Annotated in this window: 11 protein-coding genes; 3 read left to right on the forward strand and 8 right to left on the reverse strand. The window is 74.9% G+C overall.

From position 1 onward, the window contains the following. Together ACFVVL_RS08505 and ACFVVL_RS08510 are read right to left on the reverse strand one after the other, a co-directional pair. Entirely contained in the window at positions 1-1,638 is a 1,638-nt protein-coding gene (locus ACFVVL_RS08505; RefSeq protein WP_387672500.1) for an ABC-F family ATP-binding cassette domain-containing protein, read from the reverse strand. Between the two features lie 110 nt (positions 1,639-1,748). After that, positions 1,749-3,029 (reverse strand): hypothetical protein, encoded by a 1,281-nt coding sequence (locus ACFVVL_RS08510; RefSeq protein ID WP_387672503.1) that lies wholly within the window; start codon positions 3,027-3,029, stop codon positions 1,749-1,751. Positions 3,030-3,491: 462 nt separating this feature from the next. Between ACFVVL_RS08510 and ACFVVL_RS08515 the strand changes: the two genes are divergently transcribed. Next, positions 3,492-5,099 (forward strand): ABC-F family ATP-binding cassette domain-containing protein, encoded by a 1,608-nt coding sequence (locus ACFVVL_RS08515; RefSeq protein WP_387672506.1) that lies wholly within the window; start codon positions 3,492-3,494, stop codon positions 5,097-5,099. A gap of 12 nt (positions 5,100-5,111) precedes the next feature. On the opposite strand, the gene ACFVVL_RS08520 is transcribed toward ACFVVL_RS08515, so the two are convergent. Next, on the reverse strand, positions 5,112-6,581 hold the full coding sequence (locus ACFVVL_RS08520; protein ID WP_387672509.1) for a S41 family peptidase: 1,470 nt from the start codon (positions 6,579-6,581) through the stop codon (positions 5,112-5,114). A 237-nt stretch (positions 6,582-6,818) separates the two neighbouring features. On the opposite strand from ACFVVL_RS08520, the gene ACFVVL_RS08525 reads away from it, so the two are divergent. Continuing rightward, a complete protein-coding gene (locus ACFVVL_RS08525) occupies positions 6,819-7,031 on the forward strand; it encodes a hypothetical protein (protein WP_344322900.1) in 213 nt (70 codons plus the stop codon). A 43-nt stretch (positions 7,032-7,074) separates the two neighbouring features. Next, the gene (locus tag ACFVVL_RS08530; protein WP_380294661.1) at positions 7,075-7,446 is read left to right on the forward strand and encodes a toxin Doc; all 372 of its coding nucleotides are present in this window, start codon (positions 7,075-7,077) and stop codon (positions 7,444-7,446) included. An 84-nt stretch (positions 7,447-7,530) separates the two neighbouring features. Here the strand turns inward: ACFVVL_RS08530 and ACFVVL_RS08535 are convergent, their stop codons facing one another. The 5 genes from ACFVVL_RS08535 to ACFVVL_RS08555 all read right to left on the reverse strand — a co-directional run bounded on the left by ACFVVL_RS08535 (position 7,531) and on the right by ACFVVL_RS08555 (position 14,007). Next, positions 7,531-8,247, reverse strand: coding sequence for a response regulator (locus ACFVVL_RS08535; protein ID WP_387672512.1), 717 nt, complete (start codon positions 8,245-8,247; stop codon positions 7,531-7,533). After that, positions 8,244-9,545 carry a histidine kinase gene (locus ACFVVL_RS08540; RefSeq protein ID WP_387672515.1) on the reverse strand — a complete coding sequence of 434 codons (1,302 nt, stop codon included), beginning with the start codon at positions 9,543-9,545 and terminating at the stop codon, positions 8,244-8,246. The genes ACFVVL_RS08535 and ACFVVL_RS08540 overlap by 4 nt, the downstream gene beginning before the upstream one ends. Next, positions 9,542-10,636: a hypothetical protein gene (locus ACFVVL_RS08545; protein WP_387672518.1), complete on the reverse strand. Its 1,095-nt coding sequence runs from the start codon at positions 10,634-10,636 to the stop codon at positions 9,542-9,544. The genes ACFVVL_RS08540 and ACFVVL_RS08545 overlap by 4 nt, the downstream gene beginning before the upstream one ends. Positions 10,637-10,751: 115 nt before the next feature. Further along, on the reverse strand, positions 10,752-11,858 hold the full coding sequence (locus ACFVVL_RS08550; protein WP_387672520.1) for a hypothetical protein: 1,107 nt from the start codon (positions 11,856-11,858) through the stop codon (positions 10,752-10,754). A 7-nt stretch (positions 11,859-11,865) separates the two neighbouring features. After that, positions 11,866-14,007, reverse strand: coding sequence for a DUF6571 family protein (locus ACFVVL_RS08555; protein WP_387672522.1), 2,142 nt, complete (start codon positions 14,005-14,007; stop codon positions 11,866-11,868). Positions 14,008-14,030 lie beyond the last annotated feature (23 nt).

Consider the following 14,030-nt stretch of genomic DNA (forward strand, 5'->3'; position numbering starts at 1 on the left):
CTACAGCTCGCGGACCGCGCCGCCGCCGACCTCGATCCGCCGGTTCACCGCGACGGTGTCCAGCATCCGCCGGTCGTGGGTGACCAGCAGCAGCGTGCCGGTGTACGACGCCAGCGCCGACTCCAGCTGCTCGATCGCGGGCAGGTCCAGGTGGTTGGTGGGCTCGTCCAGCACCAGCAGGTTCACCCCGCGCGCCTGGAGCAGCGCCAGCGCCGCCCTGGTCCGCTCGCCGGGGGAGAGGGTGCCCGCCGGGCGCAGCACGTGCACCGCCTTCAGGCCGAACTTCGCCAGCAGGGTGCGCACCTCGTCCGGCGCCTGCTCCGGGACGGCGGCGGCGAACGCCTCCAGCAGCGGTTCGCCGCCGAGGAACAGCCCGCGTGCCTGGTCCACCTCGCCCACCACCACGCCGGAGCCCAGCGAGGCGTCGCCGGAGTCGAGGTCGAGCCGGCCCAGCAGGGCGGCCAGCAAGGTGGACTTGCCCGCGCCGTTGGCGCCGGTGATGGCCACCCGGTCCGCCCAGTCGATCTGCAGGTCCACCGGGCCGAGGGTGAAGTCCCCGCGCCGGGCGACGGCCCCGCGCAGGGTGGCGACCACCGAGCCGGAACGCGGCGCGGTGGCGATCTCCATCCGCAGCTCCCACTCCTTGCGCGGCTCCTCGACCACCTCCAGCCGCTCGATCATCCGCTGGGTCTGGCGGGCCTTGGCGGCCTGCTTCTCGGTGGACTCGGCACGCATCGCCTTGCCGATCTTGTCGTTGTCACTGGACTTGCGCCGGGCGTTGCGCACGCCCTGCTCCATCCAGCCGCGCTGCATCCGGGCCCGGGCCTCCAGACCCGCCTTGGTGTCGGCGTACTCCTCGTACTCCTCGCGGGCGTGCCGCCGGGCGGTGGCGCGCTCCTCCAGGTACGCCTCGTAGCCGCCGCCGTAGAGGTTCACCCGGCGCTGGTGCAGGTCCAGCTCCAGCACCTTGGTGACGGTGCGGGCCAGGAACTCGCGGTCGTGGCTGATCACCACGGTGCCCGCGCGCAGGCCCTTGACGAAGGCCTCCAGCCGCTCCAGGCCGTCCAGGTCGAGGTCGTTGGTGGGCTCGTCGAGCAGGAAGACGTCGTAGCGCGAGAGCAGCAGCGAGGCGAGGCCGGCCCGGGCCGCCTGGCCGCCGGACAGGGCGGTCATCGGCAGGTCGAGGGAGACCTTGAGGCCCAGCGAGTCGGCGACCTCCTCGGCCCGCTCCTCCAGGTCGGCGCCGCCGAGCTCCAGCCAGCGGTCCAGACCCGCCGCGTAGGCGTCGTCGGCGCCGGGGGTGCCGTCCACCAGGCCCTGGGTGGCCTCGTCCAGTGCGGCCTGCGCGGCGGCCACCCCGGTGCGGCGGGCCAGGAAGTCGCGGACCGACTCCTCCGGGCGGCGCTCCGGCTCCTGCGGGAGGTGGCCGACGTTGGCGGTGGCCGGGCTGAGCCGGACCGAGCCGCCCTCCGGGGTGTCCAGGCCGGCCAGCAGCCGCAGCAGGGTGGACTTCCCGGCTCCGTTGACGCCGACCAGTCCGATCACGTCGCCGGGGGCGACGACCAGGTCCAGGCCGGAGAAGAGGGTGCGCTCGCCGTGGCCGGCGGCGAGGTCCTTGACGACGAGTGTGGCGCTCATGATGCCCCGATTCTAGGCGGGCGGGCCCGGACGCCGCCGGGGGCGGTGGCACCGGCCGGTGCCCGGCGGTGCCACCGCCCCCGGCGGCGGGGTTCAGCGCGTGACCGGGGTCACTTGCTCTTCTTGGCGAAGTACTCCAGGGCGTGCTGGGCGACGTCGTCCAGGTAGGGGCCGGCCTCCCAGGTGTTGTCGAACCCGCCGATGGAGGTGTCCGACACCAGGACCTGCTTGCCGTCCCTGGTGGTGAACCAGCCGCCGCCGCTGTCGCCGCCGGTGCCGTTGCAGCCGGTCATCAGCATGGTCGGGCGGGCCGGGTCCATCGAGCGGCGGGCGGGCTTGCCGGCCTCGCAGTGCTCCAGCTCCATGCCGTCGAACGGCTTGCCGGCCGGGTAGCCGTAGGTGCTCACGGTGGCGATCTGCTCGCGCGGGGCGTTGAACCAGACCGGCACCGAGCCGCCGACGACCTCCTCCAGGGACTTGGCGCTGCCGTCCGGGTTGGCCACCCGGAGGATGCCGAAGTCGTACTGGCTCCACGGGCCGCCGTTCTCCGGGTCGGCCTCGGCCGTCCACTGCGGGGCGACCATGCCCGCGACGGCGCCCCACTCGCCGTACGGCTCGGCCTCGGCGAGCGAGCCCTGCTTGCCGCCGCTGACCGCGCCGCTGCTGTTGAACGCCGGGGCGAAGGTGATGTTGGTGTGGTACTTGCCGCCCTTGCCGCCGTGCAGGCAGTGGCTGGCCGTCCAGACCAGGTTGCTCCGGCCCGGGTTGGCCGGGTCGGAGACGACGGTGCCGGAGCAGACGTAGTCCTGGTTGCCGTCCTGGAAGAACAGCTTGCCGTTGACGTGGGCCGGCTTGGCGTACGGGTGGGCGACGGGCTTCATCTCGACCGGCTTCGGCTGCGGGTCGTTCTGGCCGCCGCCGGTGCCGCCACCGGTTCCGCCACTGCCGGGCGGGGTCGGGGTGGCGCCGGTCGGCTGGGCCGTCGGGGCCGCCGACGTCGGCTGTGCGGTGGGCTGCGCGGTCGGCTGCGTCGTGGGCTGTGCGGTGGGCTGGGTGCCCGGGCCGGGCTTGGCCGGCTTCGCCCTGAGGATCTTCTGGAGGTCCCAGAAGCCCTTGACCGCCGGGGTGATGACGTTCTGCTGGGCCCACTTGTCCCAGTCGTCGAAGCTCCACTTCTTGAGCTCGTCGGCGGTCGGCAGCTTGATCGGCGGCAGGCCGCCCGGCTTGCCGGTGGAGTCCGCGGCGGGCGCGGTGGTCGCGGCGGTCTGCGCGCCGGACGGGGCGGCGGCCGGGTCGCTGTTCTCCGGGCCGCACGCGGTCGCGACGACCATGGTCAGCGCGACGGCGGAAGCGCCCAGCGCGGCACGCGTCGCCCGGGATATCGGTGACATGAGTTCTGTTCCCCCTGTGAATGCACGCCACGGCCGCGAATGTCGACCGGGTGGCAGGGGAGGAGTCTGCCACGCGCGGCGGACACCCCCGGCCGCGCGGACCGGTCCGGGGCACGGCTGTCACCGGATCGGCACGCGATCGGCACCGAAAAACCGGTTGCACGCCGGCCGGGCCGCTCCGTAGCGTCATCCCTGCCAGTCACCAGAACAGGAGTAGGCCCTTGATCTACTGAGGTCCCGAGACACCGCCCCCGCCGCACCGCAGCCATGCCACCGCCTTGTCGCCGGTCATGCCATTGCCCGCGGTCCGTGAGTGTGCGCGTGCCCGACCTCAGTGGTGAGCCGGCCTGGCGTCCCCCGTCGCTCCGCCGACCCCGGCCCTCCCTCCCCGGTCCCGCCCGTGCCCGCGGTGTCTCCCCGTGTTGCTCCACGACCACGTCGGCGACCTCCGGGAGGCTCTCCATGGCACAACCCACCACCTCACTCCTCTGCACCGACCTCTCCTTCGAGTGGCCGGACGGCAGGCCCGTCCTCGACGGCTTCCACCTCGCCGTCGGCCCCGGCCGCACCGGGCTGATCGGGCTCAACGGCGCGGGGAAGTCCACCCTGCTGCGCCTGCTGGCGGGCGAACTCACGCCCACCTCGGGCACCGTCAGGGCGGCCGGCGAGATCGGCCACCTGCCGCAGGGCCTCACCCTGGACACCGGCCTGCGGGTCGACGAGGCGCTCGGCGTCCGGGCCGCCCGCGAGGCCCTGCACGCCATCGAGACCGGCTCCACCGACCAGCGGCACTTCGACGCGGTCGGCGACGACTGGGACGTCGAGGAGCGCGCCCGCGCGCTGCTCGACCGGCTCGGCCTGCACCGGCTCGACCTCGACCGCGCCACCGGTGAACTCTCCGGCGGCGAGGCCGTGCTGGTGCGGCTGGCCACCCTGCTGCTGCGCCGTCCCGACGTCCTGCTGCTCGACGAGCCGACCAACAACCTCGACCGCGCCGCCCGTGAGCGGCTCTACGAGACGGTGGCCGGCTGGGGCGGCGTGATGGTGATCGTCAGCCACGACCGCGAACTGCTCCAGCACGTCGACCAGATCGCCGAACTGAGGGACGGCCAGGTCACCTGGTACGGCGGCAACTTCGCCGAGTACGAGCGCACCGTCGCCGCCCAGCAGGAGACCGCCGAGCGGCTGCTGCGCAACGCCGAGGCCGATGTCCACCGCCAGAAGCGGGACCTGGCCGAGGCCCGGATGCGGTTGGAGCGCAGCGCCAGCTACGGCAGGAAGCGCTCGGTCACCCGCAACGACCCGCACATCGTCGCCGGCAAGCTCAAACGCCAGGGCCAGGAGACCGCGGGCCGGCTCCAGGGCATGCACACCGAGCGGCTGGAGGAGGCCAGGCGCAAGCTGACCGCCGCCGAGGAGGCCGTCCGGGACGACGCCGAGATCCGGATCGACCTGCCCCGCACCGCCGTGCCGGCCGGGCGCACCGTGCTCACCCTGCAGAAGGTCCGGATGCCGCACGGCATCACCGCCCACCTCGACCTGCGCGGGCCCGAGCGGATCGCCCTGGTCGGCCGCAACGGCGCGGGGAAGTCCACCCTGCTGCGCACCATCGCCGGTGAACTCGCCCCGCTGGAGGGCGAGGTCACCACGCCGGTGCCGCTGCGCCACCTCCCGCAGCGGCTGGACCTGCTCGACGACAAGCTGACCGTGGTGGGCAACGTCAAGCTGTTCGCGCCGGGCACGGGGGACAACGCGGTCCGGGCCCGGCTGGCCCGGTTCCTCTTCCGCGGCGGGCGGGCCGACCAGCCGGCCGGCACGCTCTCCGGCGGCGAGCGGTTCCGCGCGACCCTGGCCGCGCTGCTGCTGGCCGACCCGCCGCCGCAGCTGCTGCTGCTCGACGAGCCGACCAACAACCTCGACCTGGCCAGCGTCCGCCAGCTCACCCAGGCGCTGGCCGCGTACCAGGGCGCGCTGATCGTCGCCAGCCACGACCTGCCGTTCCTGCGCGGCCTGGGCGTCACCCGCTGGCTGGAGCTGGACGGCGAACTGAGGGCGGTGGACCCGATGTGACGCGGTGACGGCTCAGCGGCGGCCGGCCCCGGCGGCGAGCAGCCGCCGGGCCTCGGTCAGGGCGGAGTCCTTCAGCCCGGCCAGCTCCTCCGGGGTGAAGACCGGGGTGCGGACGTCCGGCGGGATGCCCGGGCCGTCGAAGGTGCTGCCGTCGCGGGTGAGGAACTTCTCGTTCGGCAGGCCGGCGAGCAGGTCGTCGGAGAGCGGCTTGAGCATGACGTCGGAGAAGACGCCCTGGGTGTTCTCGCCGATCCGCACCGGTGCCGGGCGCCGTTCCGCCATCGCCTGGGTGAAGGTCTCGCCCGCGCTCACCGTCGAGCCGGCGGTGAGCAGGGCGACCGGCCCGGTGTAGCGGGCCGCCCCGGCGGCGGGGCGGACGGTCGCCGCCTGGGGCCGGGTGAAGGCGGTCGGGTCGGCCGGGTCGTTGCGCGCCACCTTGCGGTAGGCGAGGAAGGGCCGGTCGGTGAGCCGGGAGGCGATCCGCAGGCCCAGTTCGTCCGAGCCGCCGCCGTTCAGCCGGAGGTCGATCACCAGGCCGTTGAGCCGCTCGGGGTGGGCGAGCAGGGCGTCCAGCGCCCTGTCCAGCTCGGCCGCGTGGGCCTGGTAGGGGCCGTCGTCGACGTACCCGTCGAAGCTGCTGACCCGCAGGTAGCCGATGCCGCCCGGCAGTTCGCCGACACCCAGCCGGCCGCGGCCGAAGGTCTGCTCCGGGGCGAGGAGCTGGGCGGCGACCGCCCGGCCCGCCTGCTCCCGCAGCTGGTCGCTCGGCTCCTGGGTGCCCGGGCGCAGCCCCCCGAAGACCAGGTCGTAGCCGCCGTCGGCCGCCTTGCGGCCGAGGAAGGTGTGCGCGTCGCCGAGCGGTTCGAGCAGGCCCGTGATGATCCCCGCGAGCGCGGTGGTGTCGGTCCCCGGGGTGATGGTCGCCCGGGCCTGCGCGCCCCGGGCCTTCCAGTCCACGCCCTTGGCGGCGAAGAAGGGGTAGTTCTCCTCGAAGGTCGCCCAGAACCGGTCGAAGACCGCGAGCGGGTCCTGCGGCGCCGGACGGGTGCATCGGGCCGGCAGCCCGGGCAGCCGGGAGAGGTCCTTGGCCGAGCTGGCGCCGTCCTCCTTGTACACGGCCCGGTCGCGCCCCCGGGGCGTGACGGTCAGCTCCCCGTACCCCTTGCCGGGCCGGCCGTACCGGACGGCGCCGCCGTGGCCGGGAGCGCCGACCTGGGCGCCGTCCAGGAACCCCGGGGTGCAGCTGATCCTGGTCACGTCGTAGGTGGTGAGGGTGGTGCCGTGGATCTCCGCGATCGTGCCGTAGCCGTCCACCTGCCAGACGCCCTCCAGCCGGTTGACGCCCGGCCGTTGGGCCGGGCCGTCCCCGTCCGCCGCCGCGCCCGCCGCGCCCGCCGCGCCGACCGTGCCCGCCGTGACCGCGAGCGCGACCGCCGTGATCGCCGCCGCCCGGGCCACCGGCCTCCGCCGTTCGATACCCATGCCGTCCCCTGCCGTCTCCAGGTCCGGGCCTCCCCCGCGGAACCCCTCCGCCGCCCACGGGTCGACGGTACGGACCGGTGGAGCCGCCGCACGTCAGCCTGCGGAGCGGTCCGCACCGGGACCATGGAGGTACGCCGGGCGCGCCGGGCTCCGACCGGCGGCGTACACCCGGCCGCAGCGGCGTCGGGGTCACCGGCTCGGTGTCCAACTCCCGTGCGCTCCAGTACCATCGGCGCCATGCCAGCACTCAACATCGAGTACACGGAGCACGAGCTCGCCGCGATCCGCGAGGCGGCCGCCGCCGACGGCAAGAGTGTCAAGGCGTATGTGCACGACCTGAGTGTGCGGGAGCAGCAGCGCCGGGTGTTCGTCTCCCACGCGGTGGCCTTCTGGAACGCGCACCGCGAGGAGTTCGACCGGGAGTTCCCGGAGGACGCGCCGGCCGCCTGAGCGGGCGGGGCGGGGAGGGGCGGGCGACCGGGGTGCCGCGATGATGCTGCTGCGGGTCGATCTGCGCTGGCTGCTCGACGTCCAGGAGCTGGCCTCGCCGGAGGACCTCAGCGTGCGGGACTACTCGGCGCTGCAGGCGGCCGTCGCCCGGCACCGGGTGAACACCGCACAGCTCGGCCACGACGCGGATCCGGCATGGTGCGCGGCCACCCTGATGCACACGATCGTGCTGCTGCGGCCGCTCCCCGTGCGCAACAACCTGTACGCCTGCATGACGACGGCGGCGTACATGCACGCGGCCGGCGAGGGCATCGACCCGCCGTACGGGGCGCTGGTGGAGCTGGCCCGGGACATCGCCGAGGGGCGGGCGGACGTCTTCGCGGCGGCCGACCGGATCCGGTCCTGGCGGATCTGAGCGGGACCGGCCGGCCACCGCCCCCGGCCGCGCACCCCGCCCCCGGCCGCGCACCCGCCGGGTCCCGCCCCCGCCGGTTCCCCGTCAGCCCGGCAGCACGAACCCCGACTCGTACGCCGCGATCACCGCCTGGGTGCGGTCCCGCGCGCCCAGCTTGGCCAGCACGCCGCCCACGTGCGTCTTCACCGTCTCCTGGCTGAGCACCAGCCTCGCGGCGATCTCCCCGTTGTTGAGCCCGGCCGCCATCAGCCGCAGCACCTGCCCCTCCCGCTCGGTGAGCCGCCCGACCGGGCCGCGTTCGGGCGCCGGACGGGAGGTCCGTGCGGCCGGCGCCGCGTACCGCAGGGCGAGGTCGCGCACGGCCGCCGGGAACAGCAGCGAGTCGCCGCGCGCGATCAGCCGCACCGCCTGCACCATCTCCTCGGCCCGTGCCCGCTTCAGCAGGAACCCGGCCGCCCCCGCCCGCAGCGCGTCGTACACGTGGTCGTCGTGCTCGAAGGTGGTGACCACCAGGATCCGGGGCGGTTCGGCCATCCCGGCGACCAACTGCTCGGTGGCCCGGATGCCGTCGATCCCCGGCATCCGCACGTCCATCAGCACCACCTCCGGCCGCAGCGCGCGCACCAGCGGCACCACCTCGGCGCCGTCGGCCGCCTCGCCGACCACCGTGAGGTCCGGCTCGGCGTCGATCACCACCCGCAGCCCCGTGCGCACCAGCCGTTCGTCGTCGGCGATCACCACCCGGACCGGCCCGCCCGCGCTCCCGCTCCCGCTGCTCTTGCTGTTGCCGTTGCTGTTCAACGCTCTCCTCCCACCGGCAGCCAGACGGCCAGCCGCCACGTCGTCCCGTCGTCCACCGGCCCGGCCTCGCAGCCGCCGCGCAGCGCCGCCGCGCGCTCGCCGATCCCGCGCAGCCCGCGTCCGCCGCCGGGCCGGCTGGGCCGTGACCGGCCGAGCGGGTTGGTCAGTTCGATCTCCAGCCGCCCCCCGGCCGGGGCGACCCGCAGCCGGGCCGGTTCGGAACCGGCCGGGCCGGCGTGCCGCAGCACATTGGTCAGGCCCTCCTGGACGATCCGGTAGGCCTCGCGGGAGAACGCGGCCGGCAGCCGGTCCAGGCCGGGGGCCAGCTCGGCGTCCACCGCCAGCCCGGTGCGGGCCAGCTGCCGCAGCAGGTCCTCCAGCCCGGCGAGGGTCGGTCCGGCGGGCCCCGCCGCGTCGCCGTCCTCCTCGCGCAGCAGCCCCAGCACCGCGTCCAGTTCGGCGACGGCGCCGCGCGCGGTCTCCTCGATGGCGGCCAGCGCCTGCGCCGCGAACTCCGGATCGGTGCGCAGCACCCGGGCGGCGGCCGAGGCCTGGATGCCGACGGCGCTCAGCGCGTGGCCGACCGAGTCGTGCAGTTCACGGGCCAGCCGGTTGCGCTGGGCGAGCACGACGGCCCGCCGTTCGGCGGTGGCCAGCCGCTCGTCCGGGGTCGGGCCGAGCAGCACGGGCGCCCACCGCGCCAGCAGTGCGCCGAGACCGGCGCTGGTGCCGACGATCAGGGCCAGCAGTGCCACGCCCAGCACCGGGCCGGGCAGCCAGCCCGGCACGCCGCGCTCCTCCCAGAACCGAACCATCTCCTCGAAGCCGGTCGGCCGCAGGATCAGCACCACCGCGAACGGCGCCCCGGCCAGCGTCATCCCGCTGACGACGCCGCCGAACAGCAGGTGCAGCACGAACCACCCGGCCGTCCGCCGCCGCGCCGCCCAGGACCGCGCGGGGCCGGTGACCACCTCCGCCGCCCGCCGGGGCGCGCACAGGGCCAGGGCCGCCGCACCCTCCAGCGCCCGGACGGTCGGGACCAGGGCGGTGACGGCGGCCATCGGCAGCGAGGCGCCGAGCGCGGCGAAGTAGAGCAGGACCTGCGCCAACGAGCCCTTGCGCGGATCCAGCGCGCCCAGCGCGACCGTCGAGAGCATCCAGTACGGCATCAGCAGCGCCCCGCCGAGCACCAGGTGCACCCAGCGCAGCCGGGCCCGCCGCCCGAGCAGCGCACCCGCCGCCCGCCGCAGCGCCCCGCCGCCGCTCCCCTCCGACTCCCGACCCGCCCCCGTGATCACTCCGCCGACTCTACGTCAGCACCCCCGGCCGGGAGGCCGGTCGTCGTCGCCCAGGCGGTGTCCGGGACGGCTCCCGCCGCCGCCCGCTCCACCAGCGCGACCGCACCCACGGCCAGCACCAGCAGCCCGGTCACCACCTGCACCGCCTCCACCAGCGGCAGCAGCCCCGGCACCGCCTCGCGCGGGTCGGCGGAGGCGCTGACCGTCGTCCCGAACGCCACCAACTGCCAGGCGCCCCAGGCGAACACCGACCCGGCGGCGGTCCACACCACCGCGAGCGGCCCGCGCAGCCGCCACTCCGGCCGGCGCCGGAACACCAGCACCAGCAGCGCCGCCGCCGCGGCCACCGCCATCGCGGCCGTCACCGCGTCCATGACCGCCACGCTCCGGCCGCGCTCCTCCCGCCACGCCACCGGCAGCCCGGCCGCCCCGCCGAACGCCCAGTACAGCCGGGCCGCCGCGACCCCGGCGGCGAGCAGCGCGGCCGCGCAGGCGAAGGCCCGCTGGGTGCTCAGCGTGGGGGAGTGCGGCAGGTCGCCGATCCGGTCGCGGCGCAGCAGCCCGGCCCAGCGCTCCCGCGCGTACAGCAGGAACCCGGTGATCAGCGCCAGCCCCTGGACGGCGAAGCCGCCGTAGACGAGGGTGAACACCCAGCCGCTCGGCCCGTCGTCCTTCCCGGCCCCCGCCGCCTCCGGGCCGAGCACCAGGGCGGCGAGCAGGACGAGCGGAAGCGCGACGAGCAGGGTGCCGAGCAGTCCGGTCGCGACCCACATCGGGAAGGCCAGCAGCCCGGCGGGCGCGCGCCGCCCCCACGGCCGGACGAACGCCAGGGCCAGGACGACGGCGACGGCGTCCATGCCGAAGGTGAGCAGGTTGAGGAGCCACAGGTCGTCCATGGCATCGGCGTCCCCGGCCCCGACCGGGTGACCGGTGAGCCAGAGCAGCTTGAGGGTGAGGTAGGGAACGGTCGCGGCGACGGCCACCACGGCCGCCGCCGTCCGCACCCGGCCGACGGGCGCGGGTGCGGCGGCGGGTGCGGCGGCGGGTGCGGCGGCCGGGGCCGTGGACAGGAGCGGAAGCGTCGAGGTCATGCCCCCACGCTCCCGCGCACCCGTCCGCCCGCACCTCCTCCGGCCATCCGATCCGCCTCCCCCGCCGGGGGGAACCCGAGGGGGGACGGGCGGTCCCCGGGGAGGACGGAGGCCGCTAGGGAACGATCGGCTCGCAGCCGATCGCCTTCCCGGCGGCGGTCAGGAACTGCGTCCAGACGGCCCCGGTGTCGGGCAGCAGGTGCTGGCTGCGGAGGGCCGGTGCGGGGCGCTCCTCGTAGTGGAAGTACGTCCTGCGGCCCTGGCAGAGGGCCACCACGTCCTCGTTCCCGGTGCCGGCCCACGTGCTGCGGCCGAACGCCGTGGAGCGCTCCTGGTCCGCCGGGAGGTCCACCACCCGGGGCTCGGTGACGACCACGAACGAGGCCACGGGCCTCCCGGTCGGCCGGTCGGTCACGGTGCAGGACCAGACGGGGGAGAACGCCGTGGTGGCCTGCTGGCGGTACCAGTCCTCGTGGTCCGCGTCGGGCGCCTTGGCGACCGCCATGCCGGGGAGGCCGCAGAGGTTGTTCCAGTCGACCGGCTGCTCGGCGCCCGCCGGGGAGAGCGTCGTCGGCGCGGGCGGTGCGGTGCCGCAGGTGCGGTCCTTCGCGGCGAGGCCGGCGAGCTCGACGGCGAGCCGGGCGATGCCTTCCGCGTGGTCGCCGTCCTTCCCGTCGTGTCCGGTGCCGACCGAGGCCCGCAGTCCGGTGGGGCAGCCTTCCGGAAGCAGCGCCCAGGCGCCACCCGGGGTCACCGCGCCCACGGCACCGTGGTCGGCGAAGAGCCGTGCCCCCGGGCGGGATTCGGCGCCCACGCTCCGGTTCACCGAGAGCCCGAACCCGACGCTCTTCCCGGTGTCCCCGAACAGGCCGAAGTCCACGGTGGCGCGGCAGTACTGCGTCGGGTCGACGGCGGTGGGGGAGTAGCCGGGGGACTTCTCCTCGCTGATCCGCCCCGGTCCCAGCGCGGCGTGCACGGCGTCCGCGCTCGCCGCGCCCCCGCACACGCGGTCCGGGCCGAGCACGTTGGTGTACCCGAACAGCAGCAGCCCGGCCGCCCCGGCCGTGATCGCCAGCAGCACCCCGCCCGCCCGCAGCCGCAGCGACCGGGTGGTGAACCCGCGCCTGCTCAGCGCCGTGTCGACCCGCTCGCCCACGGGCCGGTGTTGCCGGTCCTGCCGGTGCTCCCGGTCTTCCTGGTGTTCCTGCGTCGGTCCGCTCATCGGTTCATCAGCTCCGCCCCAGTGCGCGGCGGTACGCGTCGTCGACGCCGGTCTGGTAGCTCGCGTTGACGTCGGTCAGCAGCGTGGTGGTGACCCCGCCGGTGGCGTTGACCTCCTCCTTCGGGATGCCGGCGGCCAGGGCGCGCTCCCGGATCATCGCCTTGAGCTGCTCGTCGCCGGCCCGGAAGGTGTCCGAGATCTGCTCGGTGGCCTTCAGGCTCTCGTCGTTGTTGAGGTTGTTGGCGTAGACGGAGGTGCCGACGTCCACGAGCCGCTGGACCGCGTCGCCGACCATCGGGACGGGCGTGACCGGGGCGCCGAGCAGGTGGTAGTCCATCTTGGCGTTCCAGTTGTTGCGGAAGATCGCGTCGTCCCGGTGGTCGGCGATGACGTCGGTGCGCACACCGCTGAGGGTGCCCATCACCTCGCCGGCCTCGCGGGTGAAGCCCTGGATCTTGTGGTCGGGCCGCCCGGTCTGGTCCGGCTGGAAGGCCTCGGCGGGGTACTCGTTCAGCCGCCGGGCGACCTCCTGGCTCTCCGCGTAGTGGACGACCTTGAACGCCTCGGGGTCCTCGGCGACCCCGCGGATGGTCCGCAGCATCTGCTCCCGGCCGATGGTGAGCTTGCTGGTCTCGGAGGTGCCGCCGGTCTCCTTGCCGAGGATCTCGTAGGTGTCGGGGGCGTAGTCGGCGATCATCTCGGCGAGCGGCCGGCGCAGCGCGGCGGGCAGCTCGTTCTCGTGGCCGGCCTTGGGGCCGCCGAAGTGGGTGACGGTCTCGGACATGATCCGCGCCATCGCCTCGTCGTGCGGGCGGACCGGCGGCTGGTCGCCGTGCGGGTCGCGGCCGGTGGTGGCGGCCTGGAGGGCGTCGCCGAAGGCGCCGCGCGAGGTGTCCCGGGCCAGGCCGTCCACCTGGTTGTGCTCGTAGCCCTGGTTGGGCCACGTGCGGTCCTTGAACAGGTAGTCGAGGTTCTTGTTGGCGCCCGGGTCGAGGAACTCCTTGGACGCCTCCGGGTTGTGGCTCATCGCCTTCATCAGCCCGCGCATCGGGTCGCCCTGCTTCCCGGTGACGTTGCCGTAGTCCGGCCCCCAGAGCTCCTCGCCCTTGAGTTTGCTGCCGCGCTCGTAGTCGACCAGGTCGTTGCCGACCCTGGTGAGGAACGGCTTGTCGAAGTCGCCCTTGGCGCCCATCAGTTCGGTGAGCGCCCGGTAGTTGTCGTTGTACCCGGCCGCCGATCCGCCCGGCTTGCGGGCGGCCTTGAGCAGGTCGTCCTCCCAGGCCTTGCCCATGCCGCCGTCCTTGGTGGCGGTGGCGAGCACCTGGCCGAGGTTGCCGTAGAGGTCCTGGTACTGCTGGGCGTTGTGGTCGCCCCGGGCGAGGTCGCCGTAGACCTTGGCGTAGTCGAGCAGCGCCTCGGGGCCCTTGTGGCCGCCGGCGTTGAGGCTGTTGAGCAGGCTGGTGGAGAACTCCTTGGAACCGGAGCCGGTGGCCATCAGGTCCTGCAGCCGCTTCAGCTCGTCGTCGGAGAGGCTGCCGCCCTTGGTCAGCAGGTCGGCGGCGCGCCTGGCGTCGGCTGCGTCGCCGCCGCCGTAGGGCTTGGCGTTGAAGGCGGTGGTACTGGTGCCGATGTCGGTCTGCAGGGCGACGGAGGCGCGCTGGTCGGCGGCGGTGGCCTGTTGCACGGCCTTGGTGAGCCGGGCGGATATCGCCTCGGCCTTGGCCTTCATCTCCTCGTCGTACTTCTTGATCGCCGGACCGGCGTCCGGGTCGTTGTGCGAGCCGGGCATCGGCGGCCAGCGGACGTCGCCCTCGGCGCCGACGGTCAGGGTCTGGGTCTCGGCGTCGTGGATCGCGGTGTCGAGGGCCTTGCGGGCGGCGGTGAAGTCGGCGGCCGCGTCGCGGATGATCGCGGCGAGCGCCTTGGCGACCGCGGCGGCCTGGGTGACGTCGGTGTCGACGCCCTTGAGGGTGGCGCCCGCCTGGATCGCGGCGGGTCCCTCCCAGCCGGCCCGCTGCGGGGTGCCGGTGAGGTCGCGGGCGACGCGCGAGTCCAGCGCGTCGAGGGCGGTCGCCATCGAGGTCCAGGCCTCGGCGGTCTCGGTGACGCCGGCGAAGTCGGCCTCGTGGAGTTCCTTGAAGGACACCATGGGGGTTGCTCCTCTCCTCTCCC

The organism is Kitasatospora sp. NPDC058115 (genome assembly GCF_042884635.1).
GTDB lineage: Bacteria > Actinomycetota > Actinomycetes > Streptomycetales > Streptomycetaceae > Kitasatospora.